The sequence below is a fragment of the Nocardioides dubius genome (assembly GCF_039528155.1).
Lineage (GTDB): Bacteria > Actinomycetota > Actinomycetes > Propionibacteriales > Nocardioidaceae > Nocardioides > Nocardioides dubius.
The window spans coordinates 75764-101161 of sequence record NZ_BAAALG010000005.1 but is presented as its reverse complement, the minus strand read 5'-3'; the positions used below and the strand labels follow the sequence as shown (position 1 = coordinate 101161).

General features: G+C 69.7%; 25 protein-coding genes. 14 read left to right on the top strand and 11 right to left on the bottom strand.

Annotation, left to right across the window (positions count from 1 at the left end):
• Entirely contained in the window at positions 1 to 1455 is a 1455-nt protein-coding gene (locus ABD151_RS07330; protein ID WP_343992835.1) for a glycosyltransferase family 87 protein, read from the top strand.
• A gap of 103 nt (positions 1456 to 1558) precedes the next feature.
• Here the strand turns inward: ABD151_RS07330 and ABD151_RS07325 are convergent, their stop codons facing one another.
• The 5 genes from ABD151_RS07325 to ABD151_RS07305 form a co-directional block, all read right to left on the bottom strand.
• Positions 1559 to 2203: a DUF4760 domain-containing protein gene (locus ABD151_RS07325; protein WP_343992833.1), complete on the bottom strand. Its 645-nt coding sequence runs from the start codon at positions 2201 to 2203 to the stop codon at positions 1559 to 1561.
• 71 nt (positions 2204 to 2274) lie between these two features.
• Positions 2275 to 3321 carry an alanine racemase gene (locus ABD151_RS07320; RefSeq protein WP_343992831.1) on the bottom strand — a complete coding sequence of 349 codons (1047 nt, stop codon included), beginning with the start codon at positions 3319 to 3321 and terminating at the stop codon, positions 2275 to 2277.
• Positions 3322 to 3325: 4 nt separating this feature from the next.
• Positions 3326 to 4480, bottom strand: a complete 1155-nt coding sequence (locus tag ABD151_RS07315) for a lipid II:glycine glycyltransferase FemX (RefSeq protein WP_343992829.1) — start codon at positions 4478 to 4480, stop codon at positions 3326 to 3328.
• Positions 4481 to 4497: 17 nt separating this feature from the next.
• Positions 4498 to 5307, bottom strand: a complete 810-nt coding sequence (locus ABD151_RS07310) for a deoxyribonuclease IV (protein WP_343992827.1) — start codon at positions 5305 to 5307, stop codon at positions 4498 to 4500.
• A gap of 52 nt (positions 5308 to 5359) precedes the next feature.
• The gene (locus tag ABD151_RS07305; protein WP_343992825.1) at positions 5360 to 6820 is read right to left on the bottom strand and encodes a threonine dehydratase; all 1461 of its coding nucleotides are present in this window, start codon (positions 6818 to 6820) and stop codon (positions 5360 to 5362) included.
• 84 nt (positions 6821 to 6904) lie between these two features.
• On the opposite strand from ABD151_RS07305, the gene ABD151_RS07300 reads away from it, so the two are divergent.
• On the top strand, positions 6905 to 8182 hold the full coding sequence (locus tag ABD151_RS07300) for a hypothetical protein (protein WP_343992823.1): 1278 nt from the start codon (positions 6905 to 6907) through the stop codon (positions 8180 to 8182).
• Between the two features lie 150 nt (positions 8183 to 8332).
• Here ABD151_RS07300 and ABD151_RS07295 read toward each other — a convergent pair whose 3' ends face one another.
• A complete protein-coding gene (locus ABD151_RS07295) occupies positions 8333 to 9070 on the bottom strand; it encodes a PaaX domain-containing protein, C- domain protein (protein ID WP_343992821.1) in 738 nt (245 codons plus the stop codon).
• Positions 9071 to 9139: 69 nt separating this feature from the next.
• Between ABD151_RS07295 and ABD151_RS07290 the strand changes: the two genes are divergently transcribed.
• Positions 9140 to 10795 carry an acyl-CoA dehydrogenase family protein gene (locus ABD151_RS07290; RefSeq protein ID WP_343992819.1) on the top strand — a complete coding sequence of 552 codons (1656 nt, stop codon included), beginning with the start codon at positions 9140 to 9142 and terminating at the stop codon, positions 10793 to 10795.
• A gap of 39 nt (positions 10796 to 10834) precedes the next feature.
• Here the strand turns inward: ABD151_RS07290 and ABD151_RS07285 are convergent, their stop codons facing one another.
• Entirely contained in the window at positions 10835 to 11881 is a 1047-nt protein-coding gene (locus ABD151_RS07285) for a serine/threonine-protein kinase (RefSeq protein WP_343992817.1), read from the bottom strand.
• 167 nt (positions 11882 to 12048) lie between these two features.
• Between ABD151_RS07285 and rpsF the strand changes: the two genes are divergently transcribed.
• The 4 genes from rpsF (at position 12049) to rplI (ending at position 13788) form a co-directional block, all read left to right on the top strand.
• Positions 12049 to 12336 carry a 30S ribosomal protein S6 gene (rpsF, locus tag ABD151_RS07280; protein WP_343992815.1) on the top strand — a complete coding sequence of 96 codons (288 nt, stop codon included), beginning with the start codon at positions 12049 to 12051 and terminating at the stop codon, positions 12334 to 12336.
• A gap of 94 nt (positions 12337 to 12430) precedes the next feature.
• Positions 12431 to 13000: a single-stranded DNA-binding protein gene (locus ABD151_RS07275; RefSeq protein WP_343992813.1), complete on the top strand. Its 570-nt coding sequence runs from the start codon at positions 12431 to 12433 to the stop codon at positions 12998 to 13000.
• Positions 13001 to 13083: 83 nt separating this feature from the next.
• Positions 13084 to 13320, top strand: coding sequence for a 30S ribosomal protein S18 (gene rpsR / locus ABD151_RS07270; protein WP_101525917.1), 237 nt, complete (start codon positions 13084 to 13086; stop codon positions 13318 to 13320).
• A 21-nt stretch (positions 13321 to 13341) separates the two neighbouring features.
• Positions 13342 to 13788, top strand: a complete 447-nt coding sequence (rplI, locus tag ABD151_RS07265) for a 50S ribosomal protein L9 (protein ID WP_343992804.1) — start codon at positions 13342 to 13344, stop codon at positions 13786 to 13788.
• A 170-nt stretch (positions 13789 to 13958) separates the two neighbouring features.
• On the opposite strand, the gene ABD151_RS07260 is transcribed toward rplI, so the two are convergent.
• The gene (locus tag ABD151_RS07260) at positions 13959 to 14582 is read right to left on the bottom strand and encodes a hypothetical protein (protein WP_343992802.1); all 624 of its coding nucleotides are present in this window, start codon (positions 14580 to 14582) and stop codon (positions 13959 to 13961) included.
• A gap of 54 nt (positions 14583 to 14636) precedes the next feature.
• Positions 14637 to 15962, bottom strand: a complete 1326-nt coding sequence (locus ABD151_RS07255; protein WP_343992799.1) for an MATE family efflux transporter — start codon at positions 15960 to 15962, stop codon at positions 14637 to 14639.
• Positions 15963 to 16461: 499 nt separating this feature from the next.
• Here ABD151_RS07255 and dnaB point away from each other — a divergent pair, with 499 nt between their 5' ends.
• Complete coding sequence (dnaB, locus tag ABD151_RS07250; protein WP_415629821.1) at positions 16462 to 17877, top strand: replicative DNA helicase; 1416 nt, start codon at positions 16462 to 16464, stop codon at positions 17875 to 17877.
• A 13-nt stretch (positions 17878 to 17890) separates the two neighbouring features.
• On the opposite strand, the gene chrA is transcribed toward dnaB, so the two are convergent.
• Positions 17891 to 19276, bottom strand: a complete 1386-nt coding sequence (gene chrA, locus ABD151_RS07245) for a chromate efflux transporter (RefSeq protein ID WP_343992795.1) — start codon at positions 19274 to 19276, stop codon at positions 17891 to 17893.
• 219 nt (positions 19277 to 19495) lie between these two features.
• Here chrA and ABD151_RS07240 point away from each other — a divergent pair, with 219 nt between their 5' ends.
• Together ABD151_RS07240 and ABD151_RS07235 are read left to right on the top strand one after the other, a co-directional pair.
• Positions 19496 to 19849, top strand: a complete 354-nt coding sequence (locus ABD151_RS07240) for a hypothetical protein (RefSeq protein WP_343992793.1) — start codon at positions 19496 to 19498, stop codon at positions 19847 to 19849.
• A gap of 232 nt (positions 19850 to 20081) precedes the next feature.
• Positions 20082 to 20912, top strand: coding sequence for a hypothetical protein (locus tag ABD151_RS07235; RefSeq protein ID WP_343992791.1), 831 nt, complete (start codon positions 20082 to 20084; stop codon positions 20910 to 20912).
• Positions 20913 to 20929: 17 nt separating this feature from the next.
• On the opposite strand, the gene ABD151_RS07230 is transcribed toward ABD151_RS07235, so the two are convergent.
• Positions 20930 to 21643 carry a DUF488 family protein, N3 subclade gene (locus ABD151_RS07230; protein ID WP_343992789.1) on the bottom strand — a complete coding sequence of 238 codons (714 nt, stop codon included), beginning with the start codon at positions 21641 to 21643 and terminating at the stop codon, positions 20930 to 20932.
• A gap of 185 nt (positions 21644 to 21828) precedes the next feature.
• Here ABD151_RS07230 and ABD151_RS07225 point away from each other — a divergent pair, with 185 nt between their 5' ends.
• From ABD151_RS07225 to ABD151_RS07210, 4 genes are all read left to right on the top strand, one after another.
• Positions 21829 to 22416: a hypothetical protein gene (locus ABD151_RS07225; RefSeq protein WP_343992787.1), complete on the top strand. Its 588-nt coding sequence runs from the start codon at positions 21829 to 21831 to the stop codon at positions 22414 to 22416.
• A gap of 181 nt (positions 22417 to 22597) precedes the next feature.
• The gene (locus tag ABD151_RS07220; protein WP_343992784.1) at positions 22598 to 22972 is read left to right on the top strand and encodes a hypothetical protein; all 375 of its coding nucleotides are present in this window, start codon (positions 22598 to 22600) and stop codon (positions 22970 to 22972) included.
• Positions 22973 to 23070: 98 nt separating this feature from the next.
• Entirely contained in the window at positions 23071 to 24411 is a 1341-nt protein-coding gene (locus ABD151_RS07215) for an FAD-binding oxidoreductase (RefSeq protein WP_343992782.1), read from the top strand.
• Between the two features lie 112 nt (positions 24412 to 24523).
• Positions 24524 to 25213 (top strand): Pr6Pr family membrane protein, encoded by a 690-nt coding sequence (locus tag ABD151_RS07210; RefSeq protein ID WP_343992780.1) that lies wholly within the window; start codon positions 24524 to 24526, stop codon positions 25211 to 25213.
• The last annotated feature ends 185 nt before the right edge of the window (positions 25214 to 25398 follow it).

The following is a 25398-nucleotide window of genomic DNA, read 5'->3' as shown; positions in this document are numbered from 1 at the left end:
ATGCCCGATGACCGCCCCGCCGCGCCGTCGCTCGACGACCCGGTGCTCACCGCACTGAGTGAGTCGGTCGGCGGCCCGGCCGGTGCGCACGGGAGCGGTCACCGCTGGTGGACGCCGGTGCGGGTGATCCTCGCGGTCACCGCGCTCTTCTTCGTGCTCGGCATGGTGCAGAAGGCGCCCTGCTACACCAGCGACTGGTCCAACGGCGAAGAGCGCTTCGCCAAGATGTGCTACTCCGACATGCCCTACCTCTATGTGGGGCGTGGCTTCGCGGAGCTGTCGTGGCCCTATGACGACGACGAGCAGACCCGGGCCCGCTACGAGGTGATGGAGTACCCGGTCGGGATCTCCTACTTCGCCTACGGCGCCGCCTGGATCACCCAGGCCGTGCACGGCTTCCCGGACGTCGTGGCCCGCGGCAGCAGCCCGGTGGCGGAGCTGAGCGGCGACGTCGACATCATCCAGGAGCGCAGCGACTACGTCGCCGTCTCGGCGGTGCTGCTGGGCGCGATCACCCTGCTCGGCGCCTGGTTCCTGGCTCGCACGCACCGCTCGCGGCCGTGGGACGCGATGCTCTTCGCCGCAGCACCGGTGCTGGTGCTCAACGGCCTGATCAACTGGGACCTGCTCGCGGTCACCCTGGTCGCCGGCGCGCTCTACGCCTGGACCCGCGACCGACCGCTGCTGACCGGGATCATGATCGGCCTCGGCACGGCGACCAAGCTCTACCCGCTCTTCCTGCTCGGCGCGATCCTGGTGATCTGCATCCGCCGGCGCGAGTACGCGAAGTTCGCCATCGCCACCGGGGCGGCCGCGTTGAGCTGGCTGCTGGCGAACCTGCCGGCGATGCTGACCGGCTGGGAGGAGTGGAAGGTCTTCTGGAGCTTCAACTCCGAGCGCGGTGCCGACCTGGGCAGCATCTGGCTGGTGCTGTCGCAGGCGGGGCACACCTTCGACGCAGCGACCATCAACGACGTGTCGTGGGTCTTCTTCATCGGCTGGTGCGTGGCCGTGTTGGCGGTCGGCCTGGTCGCGCCGGAGACGCCGCGGATGGCGCAGCTCGGCTTCCTGATCGTGGCCGGATTCCTGCTGATCAACAAGGTCTACTCGCCGCAGTACGTGCTCTGGCTGCTGCCGCTGGCCGTGCTCGCCCGGCCGCGTTGGCGCGACCAGCTGATCTGGCAGGCCGGCGAGATCCTCTACTTCGCCGCCGTCTGGTGGTACCTGGGCGGCTTCCTGCAGCCCGGTGCCGGTGACGAGCCCGGCTTCTACTGGCTGGCCATCGCGCTCCGGCTGGCCTGCGAGCTCTACCTGATCGGGATCGTCGTGCGCGACATCCTCTGGCCGCAGTTCGACGTCGTCCGCGAGGGGCGGGGACACGACGGCTGGCCACGACGCCGCGCGGCCCAGCAGGAGGCGGATGCCTCGCTATGGTCGGAGCCGGTCAACCGGTGACTGGCCCGAGCCTCAGATGTCGCTGAGTTCGTCGTTCATCTGGACGTCCTCTCTCGTCATTGCTACGCAAGCATAGCGGCGCGACTCATCAGGGTTGGGACGCTCAGGCGCCGTGCGCGTCCTCTGCCCGTCGTGCGGCGAGCCACCTGACGAGCTGGGTGGTCTCGACGTAGGACGTCGGCTGGACGGTTCGCGCCCCGTTCACGAACTGTTCCAGGTGCGCGTGGGTGCGGGTGATCGGCCCGTGGCCGAGCAGGTAGAGGTGCTCGCGGTCGTAGAGCCCGTGACGACAGCCGACCGCGAGCCGCTCCAAGTGGTTGAGGATCGCCGCGAGCTCATGCACGCGGATGATCAGGGCCTTCTCCTTGGCATCCTTCGCGCTGGTCACCGTGCGGCCACGCACGGCCAGCAACTCGCTGACCTCGGGAAGCTCCACCGGCTTCGGCTCGCCCTCGCCGGTCGCAAGCTGCCGGCGGATCAGCTTCGAGGTCGCGCTCCGGTACGCGTGCCAGGCATGCATTGTTCGCTCGAGCCGTTGACGCTGAGTTGCGCGGTTGTAGGTCCACGCGGTCAACAGCAGCCCTGCAGAGGCGATGACCGCGGAGGCGGTGGGTGCCCACAGGCGCACCTGCTCCGGCTCGACCCACCTTGCCCAGGCGGCGACGGCCGCGACGGCAAGACTGATCGTTCCGATCGCGGCGAGGGCGAGCAGCATCAGATTCACAGGGTCGCGGCCGCGGTGTCTCATGCCCGGAAATGTAGTGCTCGGTGCCGGTGAGCCACCCGGTTATCCACAACAACGGGGCGGGCCCGCTGTCGTCAGCTGAAGACGACCCGATCGACGGTGGTGGTGGTGAACCGGACCCGGACGTCGATCTCGTCGCCGATCTCGGGGACAGCGGAGCCGTTCGGGACGAAGAGCATGCTGGCCTGCATGTGCGGGGGCTCGGCGAAGAGGCGCTGCTTGCCGCCGATGCTGTACGGCGAGCGGACGAAGCCGGCCGCGTCCATGCCGCCGCGGGCCAGGGCGCCGGCCTTGGCCTTCAGCGTGCTGGCGCCGGTCGGCGCCTCCAGGCCGATGCCGTGCGCGGTGCCGCCGCCGACGACCAGGATGGTGCCGTCCTTGGGGGCCGTGCGGCCCCGGTAGCCGAAGACGTCGCCGCGCGCGACCGGGTGCGCGTCCAGCACGGTGGCGGTGACCCGCAGCGCGCCGCGGTCGCCGAGCCAGAGCCTGGTGCCGGTGCGCGGCCGGAAGGCGTACTCGGGCCAGGTGCGGGCCAGCTCGGCCAGCTCGTGGTCGGAGAGGTGACTGACCCACACCGGGTGCGGGGGCAGCCCGGCGGCGACCTGGTCGTTCATCAGCCGCTGCACCTCGGACAGGTGTGAGGCGCCGCCCATCGGCAGGTGCAGGGCCACGCCCTCGACCTGCAGGCCGGGCAACGAGTCCAGCAGCTCGGCGGCCTCGCGCAGGCCCTGGGCGGTGAACCCGTGGCGCAGCATCGAGGTGCGCTGCTCGAGCACGATCCGGGCGTTCGGGTCACGCTCGGCGAGGTCGCGCAGGTCGCTGATCCGGCCGATCGTGTGGATCACCCGGTCGTCGTGGGTCTGGACGGCCGCCGAGCCGAAGGGGCGCCACGGCGTCAGCACCAGCAGCGAGCCGGTGAAGACGTCGCGCACCTCGGCGAGCTCGTCATAGGTGCCCACGGCCAGGGTGTCGACGCCGAGGAGCCGGGCCTCCTCCGCCAGCCAGGCGTTGCCGAGGCCGTAGCCGTTGCCCTTGGCGACCGGCACCAGCGTGGGTGCCTTGCCGAGGGTGAGGTGCTGGTTCGCCCGGAAGCGGGCAGTGTCCACGTGAAGGGTCAGCATCTCCTCACCGCTTCTCCATGTAGATCTCGAACGCCTTGTGGATCAGCCGGTTGATCGGGAGGTCCCACTCGCCGGCGTACTCCACGGCCTCGCCACCGGTACCCACCTTGAACTGGATCAGGCCCACGTGGGGGTCGGTGGCGTCCAGGGTGTCGGTGATCCCGCGCAGGTCGTAGACGTCGGCGTCCGCAGCGATCGCGTCGCGGATCATCTGCCACTGCACCGCGTTGGAGCCGCGGACGTCGCGCTTCTCGGTCGACGAGGCGCCGTAGGAGTACCAGGTGTGCGCGCCGGAGCGGATCCAGATCGTGCTGGCGACCAGGTCGCCCTCGTGGTGCGCGAGGTAGAGCCTGATCTCGGTGCTCGCGCCCTCGGCGCCGAGGGCGGCGAACATGGTGCGGAAGTAGCTCAACGGGCGCGGGGTGAAGCGGTCGCGCTCCGCCGTGAGCACGTAGAGCGCGTGGAACGCGGCCAGGTCGGCGTCGAGCGTCTCGGCGGTGGCCAGACGCACCTCGACGCCGGCCTTCGCGGCCTTCTTGATGTTGCGGCGCCAGAGCTGGTTCATCCCGGCCAGGACGTCGGCCTCGGTGCGCGGCTTGTCGTCGGCGTCGCGCAGCGGGATCGCGAAGTTGTACTGCGGCTGGCCGGCCGAGAAGCCGCCGTCCGCGGCCAGGTGCTTCCAGCCGAGCGCGTTGAGCTGGCTGACCACCCGCGCGCCGGCGACGCAGCGCTCCAGCGGCGCCATCTCGGTCAGCCGGTGCACGGACTCGTCGGCGATGCCCTGCTTGATCGCGGCGGCGTCCCAGCGGCCGGTGACCACCGGCGGGCCCATCCGGACGGCGAACGCCCCCTTGCGCTTGAGGTGCGCGACCATCGGGGCCAGCCAGGAGGCCAGGTGGTCGCTCTCCCAGTCGATCACCGGCCCCTCGGGCAGGTAGGCGAGGTAGCGCTTGACCTTCGGCAGCTGGCGGTAGAGCACCAGGGCAGCGCCGACGGCGACGCCGTCGCGCTCCCACAGCAGCGACTCGCTGCGCCACTCGGCCTTCACTGCCGCCCAGGCCGGGCTCTGCAGGAAGCTCGCCGAGCGGCGGGTGCGCAGGAACGCGGTGTGCTCGGCGGCGGTCGCGGTGCGGACGGTGATCGGGGCGGGGGAAGACACGGCCACGAGGCTACCGCTCAGAGTCGCTCGCGCAGCCATGCGAAGTCGGCGGTGTGCTCGGAGACACCACCCGGCGTCTCGCAGATCACCGGCGCGCCGGCGTCGCGGATCACGGCGGCGAGCAGCTCGGGATCGATCCTTCCGGCGCCGAAGTTGGCGTGCCGGTCGGCCCCGGAGTCGAACTCGTCGCGGCTGTCGTTGGCGTGCACCAGATCGATCCGGCCGGTGATCGCGCGGACCTTCTCCACGACCGTCTCCAGCGCGTTGCCACCGGCGTGGGCGTGGCAGGTGTCGAGGCAGAAGCCGACCTGATCGGCCTGGTCGGCGGTGCCGATCGCCTCCCAGACCTGGGCGATCCGCTCCAGGTGGCGGGTCATCGCGTGGTCGCCGCCGGCGGTGTTCTCGATCAGCAGCGGGATCTTCAGATCCGTGGCCTCGACGGCTTTGCGCCAGTTGTCGAACCCCTTGGCCAGCAGCTCCGGATCCTCGCCGGCCTTGTCGACGTGGCCACCGTGCACGACCAGGCCCTTGGCGCCGATCGAGGCGGCGGCGTCGATGTGCTGCTGGAGCAGCTTGCGCGACGGGATCCGCACCCGGTTGTTCGTGGTGGCGACGTTGATGATGTACGGCGCGTGCACGTAGATCGCCACGCCGGCCTCCTCGGCCGCCGCGCGCAGCGCCTCGGCACCATCGGCGTACTCCACCACCGGACCCTTGTACGACTGCGGGCTGCCCAGGAAGATCTGGACGACGTCGGCGCCGCGGGCGGTCGCCTCGGCGATCGGGTCGGTCTGGTCGACGTGGGCTCCGATGGAAAGCGTGCTCATGCACCCCATGCTCTCAGGTGGCCCCGACAGCCGCCCGGCGCGCTGCGCGACGTCAGGAGAAGGCATGCTCCAAGACGTCGTGGTCGCAGTTGCCGCCGGTGTGCACGATCGCCACCCGGCGCCCGCCGACCCGGGCCCGGTCGGCGAGCAGCCCGGCCAGGGCGAGCGAGCCGGCCGGCTCGGCGAGGTTGTGCGTGGTCCGGTACATCAGCGCCATCGCCTCGGCGGCGGCCTCCTCGCTGACCTCCAGGATCCGCGACGCCCCGGCCCGGATCACCGCGACGGCGTGCGGGTCCGGCGTACGGCAGGCGACGCCGTCCACGAACGTGTCGGCGCTCTCGGTGCTGATCGGCCGTCCGGCGGCCACCGAGCGGGCGTAGGCCGGCGCGTTGGCAGCGACCACGCCGACCACCTCGGTACGGGCGCCGAGCAGGTCGCGCACGGCGATCTGCGCGCAGATCCCCGAGCCCATCCCGACCGGCACGTAGACGACGTCGAGGCCGGGCACCTGCTCGTGCAGCTCGGCGGCGGCGGTCGCCACGCCCTCCACCAGCCAGGGGTGGAACGGCGGCACCATCATCAGGTTGCGCTGCGCCGCGAGGGCGGCGGCGTGCTCGGCCGCGGCCTGGAAGTCGGCGCCGTGCACGATCAGCTCGGCGCCCATCGCGGTGATCGCCACGTTCTTGTCGGGGCTGTTGCCCTCGGGGACCACGATCGTGATCGGCAGCCCGTAGGCCCGCCCGGCGAAGGCCAGGCTCTGGCCGTGGTTGCCGCGGGTCGCGGAGATCAGCCCAGGCGGCCGCGTGCCGGAGACGCGCAGGCGCTCCACGAAGTTCAGGCCGCCGCGGACCTTGAAGGCGCCGATCGGGGTGTGGTTCTCGTGCTTGACCCAGGTCTCGGTGCCGGTCAGCTGCTCCAGCAAGGGCCACCGGTAGGTGGGAGTGGTCGGCACGTGCCGGGCCACCACGCTGCGGGCGTAGCCCAGCGAGGTCGCCGACAGCAGGGGCGGGGTGCCGCCGCCGGACGACGGCGCGGCACCTGGGGCGGGCACGGCGCCGGGGGAGCCCGGAGCGGGCGCGGGGGAGCCCGGCGGCAGGTACGGCGGCGTCTGCTGAGGGCCCGATCGAGGCGCAGCGAACGGAGCAGCACCGCCTGAGCCGGGACCAGCGGCAGCCGCGTGGGCCGCCGGATGCGTCACGGCTCCCGGGACGGCGGGCAGCGTGGAGGCACGGATCTGGGCCAGCGCGAGTGACACGTCACCGGTCGGGGTGAGTCCGTTGCGGACGTTGACGATCAGCTCCTGAAGCTGGACCAGGCGGCCGATCGCGATCTGGTTGCCGATCCGCACCCGGGTGCCGCTGACCAGGGCGCCGAGCATCGGCTCGGAGAGTCCGATCAGGTCGGCGAGCTCGCCCGGCGGCACGCCGAGGATCCCGTGCGCCTGCTGGGCGATCGAGGCGACGGTGTCGCCGTAGAGGTCGATCTGCTGGCGACGTGCGTCGTCGTCACTCATCCACAGCCTCCTTCGCCAGCCCTGTGGGCACAGCCAACCCGTGGTGCGGATGTTACCGATGCCTCGGTCTGGCAGGCTGGCCCCATGACCACACGCTCGGGGAATGGGGCCATCGCGCTGACCGCTGCCGCGGCACTGGCGCCCTGGTTGCTCGTCCCGGCGGTGGGCGCGGCGGCCGTGGCCCCGGCCGCGTCGACGGTGCAGATGGCTCCCGACACCGCGAGTGCTCAGGTGCTCGCTCCGGGGGTGCACCAGGTCGCGATCTCCGACCAGGCCGGCTACTTCGCCGTCGAGCGCACCATCCCCGGCTCCACGCTGTGGGTCGGCGAGACGGTGGTCACCGCCAACCCCGGCAACGGCGACCTGCTGCTTGCGGCGGTCAAGGAGAACCTCGACGACTGCGGCTGGTCCAGCCCCGGCGTGGTCGACGACCTGATCAGCGACCACGAGTTCCGCACCGGCGTGGTCAACTCCGGCGACTGCACCGACGAGGACGTCGTCTACATCCGCAACGAGCCCGGCTCCGGCTCCAACTTCAGCGGAGAGACCCTCCAGGTCGCCGTCTGGGAGGAGCCGCCGGTCGCGGACGCCGGCCTGTTGCCGCCCGCCTCCGCGCAGGTGCGCTGGGACGGCGACCGGCGCGAGGACAAGGGCAGGATCACCCTCGGCAGCGACTTCGCCTCCGCACCCGACCTCAGCAACGGCAGCTGGCAGGTCCGGCTGTACCCGGGCCGCACTGCCCTGGCCAAGGTTCCGCTGGAGTGGGGGCAGCACCTGCAGGCCACGCTCTCGCACCCAGGCTACGAGGATGGTGTCGGCTTCTCCGGCAAGGAGCCGTTCGACGTCGAGCCCCGGCTGATCACGCCGCTGGGCGGCGAGGGCAACTGGGCGGAGGCCAAGCCGTCGCGCAGTGGCAGCAAGCCGCCGATCAACCACGCCCTCTATGTCTCCGACTACCCGCGCAGCTCCGGTGCGGTGTCGCCGGTGATCCAGTGGAAGAACCGCACCGACCCGACCCTGAACCCGGCCGCCTTCCCCGGCACCTACTACGTCTCGTTGCGCATCGACGCCGACGTGGAGCTGCCGGAGGTGATGAACGGTGCCGTCGACGTCACGCTCGACATCGGGGTCTTCGGGGAGCCGGCGACCGGTTCTCCCTACGCGAAGACCCCCGCCGACCTGCCGGACTTCAAGGCCGCTGCCGCCGAGTCCGCCGGCGACGCCGACGCCGACGATGCCAGCGATCCGAGCGAGCCGGCCTGGGGTGTGGTCGGCGGGCTCGGTGCGATCGCGGTCGGGATGACCGCGGCCGGCGGCGCGCTGCTGGTCCGCTGGCGTCGACTGACCGGGCGGGCCCGGTGAGCCTCGCCGTCTGGGCCGTCGACTCCTGGCCGTTGGTGTGGGGCCTGATCGGCGCCGCGGTGGTGTTGACGGTGCTCGGCCTGGTGCTCTGGCTGCGGAGCTAGGCGTACCCGGTCAGCCGGCTGCTACGAACCCCATGGCCAGGTATGTCTAGGGCATCCACTGCCCGTAGGCGCGGGCGCGATAGTCGGCGTACCCGGCGCGCAGTGCCTGCGCGGGCCAGTCGGCCGGCGTCAGGTGCGCGGGCAGGATCGGGTCGGCGAACAGGTGCCGCACGATGGCCGCCGCCACCGTGATCCGGGTCAGCGGCTCGGCGTCCGACTCGAAGTGGTCGAGCAGGAGGTGGCCGCGATCGCGCCACGCGTCGAGATCCCACAGCCTGTGGAGCAGCTCGCCGGGATCGCCGTCGGGGACGGCGCGGAACCGGGTGGTCTCGGAGCGCAGCTGGTCGGAGAGCTCGAGGGTCAGGTTGTCGGGTCGCAGCCAGTGCCCCTCGCGCAGCTCGGCGAGCCGCTGGCCGGAGAGCTCGCGGCGCAGCTCCTGGCGGCGGGCGGGGTCGCGGCCCTGGGTGGTGACCACCACCATCGCCCAGTGGCCGGCGTCGTCATGGGTCTGCGGAGTGAGCGCGGCGTCCTGGCGGCGCTGTCGCTCCAGCAGCCGCGGGCTGAGCCGGTAGCTGCCCTCCTCGCGCTCCAGGTCGCCGGCCGCGACCAGTCGGCTCAGGGCGACCCGCAGGGTGGTCTCGCTGACGCCGAGCTCGCCGACCAGCGCCACCAGCTCGCGCACCGGCCGCTGGGCGGGGTGGCTGCCCAGCAGCAGGCTCAGCACCAGCGAGCGCGCGCTGAGCGGCCGGAGCTCAAGGGCGGCGAGGGTCGCGGAGGCGGGCATGGGGAGATCCTACGGTCGTCGCATTACAACTCTTCACATAGATGTTGCTGAGGATGTAATGTCGAGGACATGACCCAGGTGCAGCCCTCCACGGACCCGCAGCTCGTGCTCAACCAGCCGCCGTCGCATGCGCCCTACGACGCCTCGGCCGACGCCGCTCTCCTGGAGGGGCTGCGCCGCGAGGGCGCCGGCTGGGCCGAGGACGACGTCCGGCGGCTCGGCCGACTCGCCGGCACGGCCGAGGTCCAGGAGTGGGGCGATCTGGCGAACCGCTTCGAGCCCGAGCTGCGCACCGTCGACCGCTACGGCCACCGCATCGACGAGGTCGAGTTCCACCCCAGCTGGCACAACCTGATGCGGGTCTCGGTCGCCGAGGGCCTGGCTGGTGCCGCCTGGGCCGACGAGCGCGCCGGAGCGCACGTGGCGCGGACGGCGGGCTACCTGGCCTGGGGGCACAGCGAGGCCGGTCACGGCTGCCCGGTGACGATGACCTACGCGGCCGTGCCCGCGCTGCGGCACCAGCCCGACCTCGCCGCCGTCTACGAGCCGCTGATCACCTCCCGGGTCTACGACCCGGGCCTGCGCACGCCCACCGAGAAGCGCGGCCTGCTGGTCGGCATGGGGATGACCGAGAAGCAGGGCGGCTCGGACGTCCGCACCAACTCGACGGTGGCCACCCCGACCGCCGAGCCCGGCGTCTTCGCGCTCAACGGCCACAAGTGGTTCACCTCGGCGCCGATGAGCGACCTCTTCCTGGTGCTCGCCCAGGCTCCCGACGGTCTGACCTGCTTCCTGGTGCCGCGGATCCTGCCCGACGGCACCCGCAACACGTTCCGGATCGTGCGGCTCAAGGAGAAGTTGGGCAACCGCTCCAACGCCTCCTCCGAGCCCGAGTTCGACAACACCCTCGCCTGGCAGGTCGGCGCGCAGGGACGCGGCGTGCGGACCATCATCGACATGGTCAACAGCACCCGGCTCGACTGCGTCACCGGATCCGCGGCGATGATGCGCAAGGCGTTCGTCGAGGCCGCGCACCATGTGAGCCACCGTTCCGCGTTCGGCGCCCGGCTGATCGACCAGCCGCTGATGCGCAACGTGCTCGCCGACCTCGCTCTCGAGTCGGAGGCGGCGACCACCCTGGCGCTGCGCCTGGCCGGCGCCGCCGACCGCGGCATCCGAGGCGACGACGGCGAGCAGGCCTTCCGTCGGATGGCCACCGCGGTCGGCAAGTACTGGGTGACCAAGCGCGGCTCCGCGTTCACCGCCGAGGCGATGGAGTGCCTGGGTGGCAACGGCTACGTCGAGGAGTCCGGAATGCCGCGGCTCTACCGCGAGGCACCGCTGAACTCGATCTGGGAGGGCTCCGGCAACGTCAACGCGCTCGACGTGCTGCGCGCCCTGGGGCGTCAGCCCGAGGCGCTGGAGGCGTTGCTGGCCGAGTTCGCGCTCTCCGCCGGTGCCGACGCGCGCCTCGACGCCGTGGTTGCGCGGCTCGGCGCCGAGCTGGCCGACCCGGACGCGATCGAGACCCGTGCCCGGCGCCTGGTGGAGCTGATGGCGCTCGCCCTGCAGGGCTCGCTCCTGGTGCGGCACGCGCCGACGGCGGTCGCCGACGCGTTCTGCGCCTCGCGGCTCGGCGGCGACTGGGGTCACGCCTTCGGCACGCTGCCGACCGGTGCCGACACCGACGCGATCATCGAGCGGGCGTTCCCCGAGGGCGCCTGAGGCCGCTGCCTCGCGCGCTCCGGTGGTGGAGGTGCCGGCTCAGACGAAGAGCAGCGTGATCGCGCCGACCGCGCAGCCGATCGCCACCAGGAAGCAGAGCAGGGCGGCGATCAGGGTGCCGTTCGCCGAGCCGGACGCTGCCGGGGTGGCACTGTGCGGGCCCGACGGCACGCCGCCGGAGGAGGGACCGGCGTAGGCGTAGCCGGTCGGCGGGGTCGGGGTGGGCCCGGCCGATGACGGGTGCGAGGGCGGTGCCGGGGGTTGCGCCTGGCCGAGCTGGTCGAAGACCTCCGGCGGCTCGGGCTCGAACTGCCAGGGCGCACCGGGCGGAACGCCCAACGAGCGCAGCGCGGCAAGGGCCTCGTGCGAGCTGCGCGGACGGCGTCCGGGATCTTCGTTGGTGAGCCAGCGCAGCCACTCGGCCAGCGGACCGTCCGGGACGCCCTGCTGGTGCCGGGGGCTGAGCCCGGTCAGCATCTGCACGCCGACCACGCCCAGGGCGTAGAGGTCCTGCTGCGGGGTGGGCGGCGCCCCGATCTGCTGCTCGGGGGCCATGTAGCCGCCGGTGCCGATCGCACCCGGGTGCATGGTGAGCCGGACGTCGTCGATCAACGCCGCGACGCCGAAGTCGCCGAGGCGCACGTGCGGGCGACCGGTGCCGGTCGGCTCGAGCAACAGGTTGGCGGGCTTCACGTCGCGATGCACGACGCCGGCGTCATGGACCGCCGTCAGGGCCTGCAGGGTCTGGTCGAGGAGCACCCGGACGTACGGGTCCGGGAGCGGGCCGTGGTCGCCGAGCAGGGTGTGCACCGAGCCGCCGCGGACCAGGTCCATCGCGAAGACGACGATGTTGTCCTCCGCGGCCCAGCCGCTGGGGGCCACCACGTGCGGGTGGTTGATCCGCACCGACTGCTCGCGCACGAAGCGCAGCAGCATCGCGCTGTCGTGCTGGCCGAGCACCTTCGCGGCGACAAACCGCTGGCCACGCAGATCCCAGGCGCGCCAGACCGAGCCCATGCCGCCTGCGCCGATCTGGTCGATCAGGGCGTAGCGGCCGGCGACGGGGTGGTCCGGAGAGAAGGTCATGGCGAGGATCACCCTACCCAGCAATTCGCGACCCACTCGCGCCCGCTGATAGTCTGCGGTGTCTTTCGGCTCTACTCCCACAGGCGGGAGATATCCGGAGACACTACGCAAGCCCTCCTGCCACGGAGAGACCGTGGCCGCCGAGTCCAGAGGAGGTGGAGACCGCTATGCGTGCATACGAAGTGATGGTCATCCTCGAGCCCAGCCTTGACGAGCGCACCATCGAGCCGTCGCTCGACAAGTACCTCAACGTCATCCGCAACGGTGGCGGCAACGTCGAGAACGTCGACGTGTGGGGTCGTCGTCGCCTGGCGTACGAGATCAAGAAGAACGCCGAAGGCATCTACGCCGTGATCACCCTGCAGGCGACGCCTGACGTGGTCAAGGAGTTCGACCGCCAGCTGACGCTCAACGAGTCGATCCTGCGCACCAAGGTCCTCCGCGCCGCAGCGTGAGGCCCATCGTCTGTGGATGAAGGGTGTCGCCGCGAGGCGACACCGGTCACCATAGGCAGAGCGAGTAATCCTCAGATCAGCTAGGAGAGCGCATATGGCAGGCGAAACCGTCATCACTGTGGTGGGCAACCTCACCGGTGACCCGGAGCTCCGCTTCACCCCCTCGGGTGCTGCGGTGGCCAACTTCACCATCGCGTCCACCCCCCGCACGTTCGATCGTCAGACGAACGAGTGGAAGGACGGCGAGGCCCTGTTCCTGCGTTGCTCCATCTGGCGTCAGGCGGCGGAGAACGTCGCCGAGTCGCTGCAGAAGGGCATGCGCGTCGTCGCCCAGGGCCGGCTCACTGCTCGCTCGTACGAGACCCGTGAAGGTGAGAAGCGCACCGTCATGGAGCTCGACGTCGAGGAGATCGGCCCCAGCCTCAAGTTCGCAACCGCCAAGGTGGCCCGTGCGGGTCGCAGCGGTGGTGGCGGCGGTGGCTACAACGGTGGCGGCGGTGGCGGTGGTTACAACGCCGGCGGCGCTCCTGCAGGCGGTGGCTTCGGTGGCGGTGCTCCCGCCAACGACCCGTGGGCCACGCCGGCTCCCCAGGGTGGTGGCGGTGCTCCCGCCAACGACCCGTGGGGCGCGCCGGGCGTCGCTCCGGAAGAGCCGCCGTTCTGATCGAGGGTCACTCCTCACCTTTCCAACCGAAACCAGCCAACCATTCCGGCATCCGCCGGGCTTACTGAGAAGGAAGCACCACAATGGCCAAGGCAGTGATTCGCAAGCCCAAGAAGAAGGTTTGCCAGTTCTGCAAGGAGAAGGCGACCGGTGTCGACTACAAGGACACCACGCTGCTCCGCAAGTTCATCTCCGACCGCGGCAAGATCCGTGCGCGTCGGGTCACCGGCAACTGCGTCCAGCACCAGCGCGACGTGGCCATGGCCGTCAAGAACGCCCGCGAGGTGGCACTCCTGCCCTACACCTCCACCGGTCGCTGAGTCGAGAAGGAGTACTGACTAATGAAGCTCATCCTGACTCAGGAAGTCGACGGTCTCGGCGCCGCCGGTGACGTCGTCGAGGTCAAGGACGGCTACGGCCGCAACTACCTGATCCCGCGCGGCGACGCGATCCGCTGGACCCGTGGCGGCGAGAAGACCGTCGAGTCGATCAAGGCTGCGCGTGCGTCGCGTGCCCTGCGCGACCACGGCCACGCCGTCGAGGTCAAGGCCAAGCTCGAGGCGAAGCCGGTCAACGTGGCCGTCCGCGCCGGTGAGGGCGGTCGCCTGTTCGGCGCCGTCACCGCCGCTGAGATCGCCGCTGCACTGGGCGAGACCTCGGGCGAGCAGGTCGACAAGCGGACCATCGTCATGGGCAACCCGATCAAGGCCCTGGGCGCGCACCAGGTCTCGGTCAAGCTGCACGACGAGGTGTCGGCCACGGTCGCCCTCAACGTCGTCTCTGCCTGACGAACGTCTCATCAGAAGGGCCCCAGCCGATCCGGCTGGGGCCCTTCTGCGTCTCGGTCGGGTTCTCGTCGCCGGGCTGTCCGTTCGGTTCCGGGGTTTCGCGCCGCCCCTCGTTTTCGGGGTCGTCCCTAACGTTCTGGTCGTTCTCCAGCCTGACCACAGCCAAAACGTTAGGGACGACCCGAGGTGGCGGGGCGGGCGGCGAGCCAGGGCCGGCCGCTGACGGCGAACAGGTTCCAGACCAGCCACAGCCAGAGCAGCACGAAGCCGCCGTCGGCTGCGGTGATCAGGCCGTCGGTCTCGGCGGCAGAGCCGATCGGGACCAGGGCGATCACCACGACGGCGGCGGTGAGCGCGACGCCGAAGCGGCCAGCCGCCGTGCGGTCCACCGGGCTCTGCCGGCGGGCGCCGGCGATCAGCGCGCGGCAGAGCACGATCACGAAGGCCAGGTCGGGCAGCTGGACGGCCCAGATCATCGCCAGGCCGGCGTCGCCGACGGCCTCCTCGATGACGGGGACGTAGAGCGCTGCAGCGGTAGCGGTCGCGATGCCGGCAGTCGTGAGCAGGGCGTTGCGCTCCGGCAGCGGGAGCTTGGCCACACCCCAGAGCACCAGTAGCCAGCCGAGCGGGTCGGGGAACAGATCGAAGCGCGACTGCGAGTCGAGCGCGATCAGGATCAGGCCCATCGCCATCCCCTGGAGCGGTGCCATCGGCTTGGCCTCGCGGCGTGCGCGTTGACGCGCCGTCTCCTCGGGCCGCGATACGTCGTCGGGCTGCGGCTCGGGGGCATTCACGAGCGAAAGCCTAGTGGGGCCGATGGACGGCGGCAGTCGATCCTGCGGCCCAGGTCAGGATGCGTCGCGGGTGGCACCGGTGACCATCCACCGCTCGCCGCGGGCGCGATGCAGCAGAACCGCCAGGCGTCCACCCATGAACACCGCACCGAAGGCCACCCAGACCCAGGTCAGCGAGCCGGCGAGCAGGGCCAGCGGGGCGTAGAGGACGAAGACCAGCAGCCCGCCCCAGGCCAGGTACCGACCGTCGCCGGCGCCGATCAGCACGCCGTCCAGGACGAAGACGACGCCCGCGGCGGGCTGGGCGAGGGCGGCCACCAGCAGGGCGCCCGCGAGCGTGGAGACCACGGCGTCGTCGTTGGTGAAGAGGTGCCCGATGACCGGGCTGAGGGCGGCCAGCGCGAGGCCGGTGACCACGCCGGACCAGATGCCCCACTGGATCATCCGCTGGGTGAGCGAGCGGGTGCGTGCGACGTCGCCGGAGCCGAGGGCGCGTCCGGTGAGGGCCTGCGCGGCGATGGCGACGGCGTCCAGGACGAAGGCGAGGAAGGTCCAGATGGTGAAGGCGAGCTGGTGGGCGGCGAGGGTGGTCGCGTCGCCGAAGCCGACCACGCTGTAGGTGGTGACCAGCAGTGCGGCGCGCAGGGTGAGGGTGCGGATCAGCAACGGGACGCCGGCCCGCCCGGCTGCGCGCACCCCGCCCGTGCGGGGCCGCAGGCTGACGCCGGCGCTGCGGGTCGCGCGGGCCAGCACCGCGAGCAGGCCGGCAGCCATCAGGGCTTGGGCGAGGACGGTGCCCCAGGCGGAGCCGACCAGTCCGAGCCTCGGCAGGGGACCGAGTCCGTGCACCAGGGAGAGGTTGGCGGCGATGTTGAGCAGGTTGCCGGCGACGGCGGCGACGAGGGGTGTGCGGGTGTCCTGGAGGCCGCGCAGCACGCCGGTCGCGGCGAGCACCAGCAGGAGCGGGGTGGTGCCGAGGAAGGCGATCCGCAGGTAGTCGGTGGCGGGCTGGCTGACCTCAGCGGAAGCGCCGAACAGGTCGATCCACCGGCCGGCGGTGAGGATGCCGGTCACGGTGACCGGGACGCCGATCGCGACCGCGAGCCAGACGCCGTCCATGCCGGCGGCGAGCGCTCCGGGACGGTCACCGGCGCCCAGCTTGCGGGCGACGTCGGCCGTGGTGCCGTAGGCGAGGAAGACGCAGAGCCCGACCACGGTGGTGATCACCGCGCCGGCGACCCCGAGGGCAGCGAGCGGGACGGTGCCCAGGTGGCCGATGATCGCGGCGTCGGCGAGCAGGAAGAGTGGCTCGGCCACCAGCGCCAGGAAGGCGGGGACGGCGAGGGCGAGGATCTCCCTGTCGACGGCTCGCTTCTGCACCGGGCAACCTTACGAGGGGTGGTCGCGCGGCCCATGCCGGGATGACGCGCACAGCGCGGCGTGTCGTGGGCGACGCGCCGTGGAAACTGGACATATGTCTACCGCTGTGACGGTTGTGAACAACTCGGCGCTTCCTGTGGAAACGGCACGATTGCAGGCTCGTGTCGACAAAGAAACACGGCAACGCCAGATGGACGCCAGGTGAACGAAAGTTCACCAGAATTGTTTTCTCCACAGCGATCGCGCGACGTTTCCGCAGGTCAGAGGCGGTTTCCCGGATCGAGCGTGTTGTTCTCCACAGGACAATCCCCAGGCTGTGCACAGTCAATCCACCGTCATCCACGGCTATCCACGGGTTATCCACAGGGCCTGTGGATGGGCTGCTTTCGCGTGAGGCTTGTGGGCGCGTACGGTCGCCTCGTCGGGCGCGCCTGACCGGTTGTGTCGGAGGTCGGAGATAGATCTAGATCCGGACGCCGTCCACGGTGGCGAGAGGGGTATGCAGGTGAGCGTCGTAGAGGGCACGCACGAGCTTCCGCCGGAGCCCGACTGGGGCGACGGACCGGCTGCCTTCGAGCCCGGTGAGGCCCCGCGCGGCCCGAACGACCGCACGCCGCCGTCCGACAACGCGGCCGAGCAGAGCGTGCTCGGCGCGATGCTGCTCTCCAAGGACGCGATCGCCGACGTCGCCGAGGTGATCCGCGGCACCGACTACTACCGGCCCGCGCACGAGATCATCCACGACTCGGTGATCGACCTGTTCGGTCGCGGCGAGCCCGCCGACCCGGTCACCGTGGCCGCCGAGCTGCAGCGCCGCGGCGAGCTGCAGCGAGCGGGCGGGGCGCCGTACCTGCACACGCTGGCCGCCAACGTGCCGATCGCCGCCAATGCCGGCTACTACGCCGAGATCGTGCGCGAGAAGGCGATCCTGCGCCGGATGGTCACCGCCGGCACCAAGATCGTCTCGCTGGGCTACGCCGGCGAGGGTGACGTCGACAACCTGGTCGACGAGGCCCAGGCCGAGATGTACAAGATCACCGACAAGCGGACCGCCGAGGACTACGCGCCGCTGGCCGACATCATGGAAGGGGTCCTCGACGAGATCGAGGCGATCTCCAACCGTGAGGAGGGCATCTACGGCGTGCCCACCGGCTTCGCCGACCTCGACGAGCTGACCAACGGTCTGCACGCCGGCCAGATGATCATCGTCGCGGCGCGTCCCGCCATGGGAAAGTCGACTTTGGCACTAGACTTTTGTCGGGCGGCGTCGATCCACAACGGCATGGCCAGTGTCTTCTTCTCGCTGGAGATGAACCGCGCCGAGATCACCATGCGTCTGCTCTCGGCCGAGGCGAAGGTTCCGCTGAACCACATCCGCAACGGCAACATGACCGACGACGACTGGGCACGGCTGGCGCGGAAGATGGGCGAGGTGTCGTCGGCGCCGATGTTCATCGACGACAGCCCGAACATGACGATGATGGAGATCCGGTCCAAGGCCCGGCGGTTGAAGCAGAACCACGACCTGCGCCTGATCGTGATCGACTACATGCAGCTGATGAGCTCGGGCAAGAAGGTCGAGTCCCGTCAGCTCGAGGTCTCGGAGTTCTCGCGGCAGATCAAGCTGCTGGCGAAGGAGATCGAGGTCCCGATCATCGCGCTGTCGCAGCTGAACCGTGGCCCCGAGCAGCGTGCCGACAAGAAGCCGGCGGCATCCGACCTTCGTGAGTCCGGCTCGCTCGAGCAAGACGCCGACATGATCATCCTGCTGCACCGCGAGGACGTCTACGAGAAGGAGTCGACCCGCCCCGGCGAGGCCGACCTGATCGTCGCCAAGCACCGCAACGGCCCCACCCGCGACGTGACGGTGGCCTTCCAGGGTCACTACAGCCGGTTCGTGGACATGGCGCACTGACGGTTCGGCTGAATCAGGCGGCTACCGCTACCAGGTGGAGGATGGTTCCGGCAATTGCGCAGGCTCCCAGGGTCTTGAGCACTGACCATTGCTGACGGAAGATCAGCAGGCATCCCAGCGCGGTCACGGCTAGCGCCGCCCATCGCATGGAGTCGACCCGAGCGACTTCGAAGTCGAGTGGCCCGGCGTCGATTCGCGTCGTGGCACCGAACAAGGTGTGCAGTGCGAAGTAGATCCCCAGGTTGGCGATGACGCCGACGACTGCGGCAGTGATCCCCTTGAGGGCCGAGGCGAGAGCCCGGTTGTGACGTAGGCGCTCGACGTACGGGGCACCTAGCAGGATGAACAAGAAGCATGGAACGAACGTGACCCAGGTAGTGACGAACGCGGCGAGCGCGGCCGCGACCCAGGGGTCCAAGTCGCCGGGGTTGCGGTAGGCACCCAGGAAGGCAACGAACTGGACCACCATGATCAATGGGCCAGGGGTGGTCTCCGCGAGCGCCAGGCCCTTGACCATCTCGCCTGGAGTCACCCAGCCGTAGAAGCCGACCGCTTGTTGAGCAACGTAGGCGAGGACGGCGTAGGCGCCGCCGAAGGTGACGACTGCTGCGCCTGAGAAGAAGAGACCCTGGTCGACGAGGACGCTGTCAGCCCCGAATGCCAGCAACGCCGCAATGACCGGTGCGGCCCACAGACTGAAGCCGACGGTCAGGATCACCACAGACCGTTTGAGCGATGGCCGGTCGGCGTGGAGGGCGTCGTCCGAGATCAGAGGCGGAACGTGGTCAGGGTCGGTCGATGGCGTAGCCGTCACCGCCTGTGGCCTGACGTGTTGGATCAGCCACCCGAAGGCAGCGGCGGCAGCGATGATGACGGGGAACGGCAGCGCGAAGAAGGTCAGTGCCACGAACGAGGCCACCGCGAGCGCCGCGAAGGCGGGGCGGTCCAAGCCCCGCTTCGCGACGCGGTGGACGGCTTGCGCGATGATCGCAATGACAGCTGGCCCGAGCCCGGCGAAGAGAGCCTCAACCGCGGTCGTGTCACCGAAGGCTACGTAGATGCCCGAGAGGACCAGCAGGGTGAGGGCGCCTGGCAGCACGAAGAGGACGCCGGCGATGAGAGCTCCCTTGACGCCGTTGAGCAGCCAACCCACGTAGGTCGCCAACTGCTGGGCCTCCGGGCCGGGCAGCAGGGTGCAGTAGGACAGCGCGAAGAGGAAACGCTGTTGGCCGATCCACCGCTTCTCGTCCACAAGCATGCGTTGCATGACGGCGATCTGACCGGCGGGACCTCCGAATGTCTGCAACGAGATCGCGAACCAAGCCCTGGTTGCTTCCCGCAACGGAATGACGTCGGAGGGGGTGGAGCGCTCTTCACCGGGTGAGGGCACGTCGGTCATGCTGTGCTCGATTCGGGGAGGTAACGGAGGGCTCTGGAGCAATCTTCGGACATTCGCGATCACCTGGGGAAGCGTTCTCACGCCTGCAGCGAGAGACGTTTTGGAAGGTCCAACGTGCTGACGAGCAACTCCCTGAACGGCGCCACGCGGTCGCCGCCCCGTACTCTGCGCGGTACCTGCATGGACCTCGTGGAGCCGATTGCAGGCAGAGTCCGTCCCATGGGTGTGATGACCGTGTCTCGGTCGATCGTTGCCACGGCCGCCTGCACGATCTTGAGTTCGTGCGCGAGTGGGACCGGCGGCGAGGGCCACTGCGAGAGCCGCTATGACGGCTCCATGACTGCGCCCACCTGGGTGTCACTGATGGACGCGATGGTGGAGTCACGGGAATGGGGTCGCGTCGCTTCGACTCGGATTCAGGCGAAGGGCGTCGATGTCGGCGCGGGCGATCAGGACGCCGTTCGGGTGGTGGATCTGCTCGACCACCAAGGCAGGCGGCTCGTTCAGGTCGATGTCTGGCGTACTGACGCGGGCAGTTGGAGTGCTGGCGTGTGGAGTCAGTGCATCGGCTGACTGGCACCACGTCCGCGGTGAGGCGTCGACCAGGCGTGCTGCGCCCTCGCCGAGGCCACGGCTGCGGCCGCTCGTAACAAAGTCCGGGTGGGGCATGTACTTCGGGCACCCGCTTGCCCAGCGACTTGAGGTGAGGGCGCGGTGGGTGGGAGCTTGCGCCAAACGCCAGAAAGTGTCGGAGCCGATGGTTACCGTCGAGACCCAGCAAACGTGCTCACCCCGAGGTGATGTGATGACCACGGAGTCCTTGTTCGGCGATACCATCGAGTACCCCACGGTGAAGCCGGTTGGCCCAGCGCGGCATCGCATTCTGATCACCGTCAAGGCAGCGCCGAACCCGTCGGTCAGCCACGGCGAGACCGTGTGCGTCGCCGGCGTCCTTCTTGGCGACGTCGGGCCAAGGGGTTGGATCCGGCTCTACCCGATCAACTTCCGGCACCTCCCCGCCGCGACGGAGGCGTTCACGAAGTACGACATCGTGTCCGTAGATTGCCAGCCTGCGGGCGAGGCCCGGCTGGAGTCCTGGAAGCCGAATATGGCGACCCTCCAGGTGGAGGGCCACCTGCCACCGTGGAAGCGCCGACAGCAACTCCTTGAATCGATCATCGATGACTCAATGTGCAGCATCCGAAAGCTGGCGAGTGCGGACGCGAAGGCTCGTTCCCTCGCCCTGGTGCGCCCGAAGGAGATCCTCGGGTTCCGGTTAGAGCCGCACCCAGGCTGGAGCAGCGGCGAGCAGGCGAAGATCGACGCCTACGTCAACCAGCTCGAGCTTGATGTCTTTGAGGAGGCGCAGGACAAGACGCCTCTCGAAGCCCCGAGGTTCAAAGGCTTCTACAAGTGGCGTTGCGCCGATCCCACATGCACAACCCACGAGCAATCGATCATGGACTGGGAGTTTGTCGCGCTGCAACGGCACCTGTGGAGCAGGTCGGACGCAGAAGCCCATGCGGCGATCCGCAAGCGATTCTTCGAGGAGATCTGTGCTGCCGAGAACGACGTCGCGTTTTACGTGGGCAACCAAGCCAAGCGGCCCCAGACGTTCAGCATCCTCGGCGTGTAATACCCGAAGAAGAGAGCCTAGAGCGGGAGCGCAGCAACGGGAATCTCAGAGGGACCGACCAGTTCGTCGATGATCACCTTGCGGTGGCACTTCTCCACGTCGGTCTCGAAGCAGAGCACGGCAACAACGTGGTCACGTACGAGTTCGGATAGCTCCTCCAGCGACGACTCCGCCTCGGGCGATCCAAGGGCCTCGCGGAAGACGCGCCGCCCCTCCTCGGCGCGACCGTCCCAGAACGGTTCACGATTCTCCTTCGCGTTGCCAAGGCTGCGCATGTGGCGGTATTCGATGCCGACATCCGCCAAGGCCTCCCGCAGGCGAGTCTTTGAGAACCCGGCCTTGCGGCTGATCGCGTTCAGGCGGACATCGGCGACCGTCTGCACTCCGGCGCGAACCAGCGCGTCGACGAAGGCATCTATCGTGCGTCCTTCGTACCCGACGGAGATGATTCCGTGCGTCATGCGGCTGACCCTCCCTGGCCGTTGGAGACGTTCCGCGTCGTGCAGCAGTTCGTCCATCGAAAGCGATAGGGCCCGGCACAGTGCGGCGATCTTCAGAACGCCTGGATCGCGGGTCTGTCCCTGCTCAACCTTCATCAGCGTGTTGATCGACAGACCTGCTTTGGCCGCGAGTGCTGAGCGGCTCATTCCAGATGCCTGGCGCCGGTCAACCAAGGCAGGGCCAATGGCGGTGACCTCTCGAGCATCTCTGCGCGGTCGCCCCGGACTCATATCGGGAGCCTAGCAGTAAATATTTACTTCTAGGTCGCTGCCGGTGACGCAGCGAGAGTCTCGGCTCTGGCGAGAGGGGGCGACGAACAGGCGTCTTGCGTGTAGCGAACTGCGTCCCAGTGCTAGCGCGAATGAGGAGGCTCCGAGCCTGACCTCAGGCGCTGAATCGGTGCAACACTGACCGCGTGATCGCGACCTCTGATGTAGCTGTGCCCTCAGCCCAAGGGCCCCAGAACCGCCGCGGCCGGACGACGATCCTGCTCACGGGCGTTGCGCTCGTGCTGGTCGTGGCAGGAGCAGTGACTTGGCGGTGGTGGACACACCCGCGGGCGTTCTCTGATCTAGGCGACTCCTTCGCGTCCCAGCCACTCCCGCTTGCCGATGCGGCTCTCTCGACCACCGTGATCTTGCCGAGGGTCGACGGCTCGTCGGAAGAGATCACCCTGGACGACCTTGACGTGACCTTCTCGTCCAACACGGCCGAGGCGGAGGCGACGTTCTGGGTCTGCCACATGGCTACCGGCGAGGAGCCAATTCTTGCGGTCGAGCAGCCGGACGCTTCCTGCAGCGACATCGAGGCGTTCAAGTCGCCAATGCGGTTCGAGTACGGGAGCGCGCCGGACAGTGACTACCTCTTCGTCACGATCACGCCCACCAAACAAGGCGTTGCCCACCTCGAGTCGGTGGACGTCGAGTACCGGCGCTCAGGCGGCCACCTGTACCAACGTGGCACCCAGGCCATCCGGGTCGATCGGATGATCACCGTCCGCTGAGGGCACCCTTGCCGTTACCGCACCTCGCAGAGGGCGTTCATCGACATGCCTGCAGGGCAACCTAGGCTGCGCCCATGACCTGGAGCCTGTCGTTGTTCCGCGTGCTCGCCAGGTTCTCCGCGGGCGGAACGTTGCTTGCGGTGTGGCGCCGTTTGCGCTGCAGGCGCCGCGAAGGTGAGCAATGACGATCCGCATCATGTGGGATGTCATGGCGTGCGGTCTGTTGGCGTACGGGATCTGGGTCTCGCGTGGGAAGGTCGTGGCAGAGGCGCTCCGACCGATCGCCGCGGGGTTCGCCGTTCCGCTGTTGGTCTACCTCGTGGGGTCGAGCTCCGGCTATCGAGCTGCGGTGTCTCTGGACCTCGCGTACTCGGCCATGGTGGTCGTGGTCATGGTGCGAACCGCAGGCCGACCCTGGCTCGCTCTCCCCGGCAAGTTCCTCACCCCCGACCACGATCAGCAGGAAGGGAAGCCTCGTGGCTTGGGGTTCGTCGCAATGGGCGCGTTCCTTCTGCTGTATCTCCTCCTCGAGTACGCGCTCGGCGACGGGATCTGATGACCCGGAGCGCCGCCTTCTATCTCCAATCCACGGGTTGTCCCCCACCACCCGCCCGAGGATCGTGAGAGGTCCGGGTAGGCCAGGAGGTCAGCGAGATGACGCAGTGGTGTGGGCCGGGTGCGGCCGACTATGACGAGCGGCGGGCGCTGTTCAACGCGATGATCGACAAGCGTCCGCGGCTGATCGCCTCGTGCGATGGACCTGCGGACGTCAAGGAGGCGTTGGAACGCGCGGCCCAGGACGACCTGCGCGTGGCGGTCCGCTCGGGCGGCCACTCGGTCGCCGGGCAGTCCTCCAACGACGATGGCCTGGTCATCGACGTCCGTCCGATGAAGGCCATCGAGATCGACCCGAAGGGCCGTCGGGCCCGGGTCGGCGGCGGATGCACCTGGGGCGAGTTCGATGCGGCCGCCCAGGAGTTCGGGCTGGCCACCACCGGCGGACGCGTCTCGTCCACCGGCGTCGCCGGGCTGACCCTCGGCGGCGGGTCGGGATGGCTGGAACGTCAGCACGGCCTGAGCTGCGACAACCTGCTCGCCGTCGAGCTGGTGACCGCCGACGGCCACGAGATCCGTGCCGACGAGCACCAGCACCAGGACCTGCTCTGGGCCAGCAAGGGCGGCGGCGGCAACTTCGGCGTCGTCACCGCGCTGGAGTTCCGGCTCCATCCGGTCGGCCCGACGATCCTCGGCGGGCTGATGGCGTGGCATGCGACGCACGCTGCGGAGGTGGCCCGGGCCTTCCGTGACTGGGCGGACGACGCACCCGAGGAGCTCGGCCCTGGGCTCGTCGTCCTCACCGGTCCGCCGGAGGAGTTCATTCCACCCCGCCTCCAGGGCGAGCCCCTGGTCGCCGTCGCGCTCTGCTGGATCGGCGACCCGGCGAGCGGCGAGGACCTGGTCCGGATCCTGCGGGACCTCGAGCCGGAGGTGGACCTGGTCGGCCCCATGCCGTACGCCGAACTCCAGTCGATGCTCGACGATCCCCCTGGGTTCCGGCAGTACTGGAGCGCCGACTACCACGACAGCTTCTCGGACGCCGCCCTCGACGTCTTCCTCGCCGCGGGGGCCAACCGGGCCTCGCCGATGACCCAGCATCTGCTGTTGCCGTGGGGCGGAGCCCTGGCCAGGGTCGATGCCGACGCGACGCCGCTCACACAGCGCACCGCGCGCTGGGTCAGCCACCCGTTCGCGACCTGGGAGCACGCGGCCGACGACGCCGCCAACCGCGCCTGGGTGCGCGAGTACCGCACGGCGAACGCCCCCTTCACCTCCGGTGGCGTCTACCTCAACTTCATCGGCGACGAGGGCGACGAGCGGATCAAGGCAGCCTTCGGCGCCGACAAGTACGAGCGCCTGGTCGCCATCAAGTCCGAGTACGACCCCGGCAACGTCTTCTCCGGCAACCAGAACATCCGGCCCCGCGCCAACGCCTGATCTGTCGGCGCCGAAGCTCGGCCGCACCGCGTGCGGTGCGCCGGGCGCCGCTCTGCGCGTCCTTCCGCCAGGATGAGCGGTAGGTACCGCCGAACCGGAACGGATCGCTGACATGCCGCTGGCGACGAACCATCAGAGCACGCGCCTCGCCTGGGCCATCGTCAGGCTGGCCACCAGCGCTGCCATCGTGGCCGCGTTCTGGGTCACCCTGTCCGCATCGGTCGACTCCTGGGACGACGCCGGCTATGCCGACAAGGGCACCCTGTGGGTGAACTTCTTCAGCTACTTCACCATCCTGTCGAACATCGCCGCCGCCGTGCTGCTGCTGGTGGGCGCGGTGCGCCTCCTCACCACCGGGCCGCGGCCTGAGCCCGGTTGGCTCAGTGGCACCCGGGCCGCCGTCGCGACCTACATGGGAATCACCGGCCTGGTCTACAACCTGCTCCTGCGCGGGCTGGAGGTCACCGGCGGCGGCGACGTCGCCGCCTGGACCAACGAGGTGATGCACGTGATCGGCCCGGTGGTCGTCGTCGCGGACTGGCTCTTCGCGCCGGACCGACGCCCGCTCGCCTGGCGTCAGGTCGCGACGATCCTGATCTTCCCGATCACCTGGGCGGCCTACACGCTGATCCGCGGTCCCCGCGTCACCGACCAGATCAAGGACCACGACAGCTGGTATCCCTACCCGTTCCTCAATCCCGACAACGGCGGCTACCTCGCGGTCGCCGGATGGGTCGTCGTGATCGCCCTCGCCTTCGGGATCGTGGCTGCCCTGCTGGTCTCGGCCTCGCGGCGCAACTGAGTCGTCGGCTGCGCGTCTCGTCGCGGAGGCCTCGGCTTCCGGCGACCGCGGCTGCCGTGCATCATATTTCCACGGGCTGAGGGGCCCGTCCGGTGGAGAGGCGGTCAGGTGCGGGCAAGGTCTCTGATGCATCGGTTCGCCTCAGATCGTCGTCCGCCCGCTACCGGGGCAGGGTGGGCCTCCGC

Excerpts from the sequence above, each read along its gene's own strand:
- ABD151_RS07330 (WP_343992835.1), top strand. The coding sequence starts at position 1 with ATGCCCGATGACCGCCCCGCCGCGCCGTCGCTCGACGACCCGGTGCTC.
- ABD151_RS07325 (WP_343992833.1), bottom strand. The coding sequence starts at position 2,203 with ATGAGACACCGCGGCCGCGACCCTGTGAATCTGATGCTGCTCGCCCTC.
- ABD151_RS07320 (WP_343992831.1), bottom strand. The coding sequence starts at position 3,321 with ATGCTGACCCTTCACGTGGACACTGCCCGCTTCCGGGCGAACCAGCAC.
- ABD151_RS07310 (WP_343992827.1), bottom strand. The coding sequence starts at position 5,307 with ATGAGCACGCTTTCCATCGGAGCCCACGTCGACCAGACCGACCCGATC.
- ABD151_RS07305 (WP_343992825.1), bottom strand. The coding sequence starts at position 6,820 with ATGAGTGACGACGACGCACGTCGCCAGCAGATCGACCTCTACGGCGAC.
- ABD151_RS07300 (WP_343992823.1), top strand. The coding sequence starts at position 6,905 with ATGACCACACGCTCGGGGAATGGGGCCATCGCGCTGACCGCTGCCGCG.
- ABD151_RS07295 (WP_343992821.1), bottom strand. The coding sequence starts at position 9,070 with ATGCCCGCCTCCGCGACCCTCGCCGCCCTTGAGCTCCGGCCGCTCAGC.
- ABD151_RS07290 (WP_343992819.1), top strand. The coding sequence starts at position 9,140 with ATGACCCAGGTGCAGCCCTCCACGGACCCGCAGCTCGTGCTCAACCAG.
- ABD151_RS07285 (WP_343992817.1), bottom strand. The coding sequence starts at position 11,881 with ATGACCTTCTCTCCGGACCACCCCGTCGCCGGCCGCTACGCCCTGATC.
- rpsF (WP_343992815.1), top strand. The coding sequence starts at position 12,049 with ATGCGTGCATACGAAGTGATGGTCATCCTCGAGCCCAGCCTTGACGAG.
- ABD151_RS07275 (WP_343992813.1), top strand. The coding sequence starts at position 12,431 with ATGGCAGGCGAAACCGTCATCACTGTGGTGGGCAACCTCACCGGTGAC.
- rpsR (WP_101525917.1), top strand. The coding sequence starts at position 13,084 with ATGGCCAAGGCAGTGATTCGCAAGCCCAAGAAGAAGGTTTGCCAGTTC.
- rplI (WP_343992804.1), top strand. The coding sequence starts at position 13,342 with ATGAAGCTCATCCTGACTCAGGAAGTCGACGGTCTCGGCGCCGCCGGT.
- dnaB (WP_415629821.1), top strand. The coding sequence starts at position 16,462 with ATGCAGGTGAGCGTCGTAGAGGGCACGCACGAGCTTCCGCCGGAGCCC.
- chrA (WP_343992795.1), bottom strand. The coding sequence starts at position 19,276 with ATGACCGACGTGCCCTCACCCGGTGAAGAGCGCTCCACCCCCTCCGAC.
- ABD151_RS07240 (WP_343992793.1), top strand. The coding sequence starts at position 19,496 with ATGGGTGTGATGACCGTGTCTCGGTCGATCGTTGCCACGGCCGCCTGC.
- ABD151_RS07235 (WP_343992791.1), top strand. The coding sequence starts at position 20,082 with ATGACCACGGAGTCCTTGTTCGGCGATACCATCGAGTACCCCACGGTG.
- ABD151_RS07230 (WP_343992789.1), bottom strand. The coding sequence starts at position 21,643 with ATGAGTCCGGGGCGACCGCGCAGAGATGCTCGAGAGGTCACCGCCATT.
- ABD151_RS07220 (WP_343992784.1), top strand. The coding sequence starts at position 22,598 with ATGACGATCCGCATCATGTGGGATGTCATGGCGTGCGGTCTGTTGGCG.
- ABD151_RS07215 (WP_343992782.1), top strand. The coding sequence starts at position 23,071 with ATGACGCAGTGGTGTGGGCCGGGTGCGGCCGACTATGACGAGCGGCGG.
- ABD151_RS07210 (WP_343992780.1), top strand. The coding sequence starts at position 24,524 with ATGCCGCTGGCGACGAACCATCAGAGCACGCGCCTCGCCTGGGCCATC.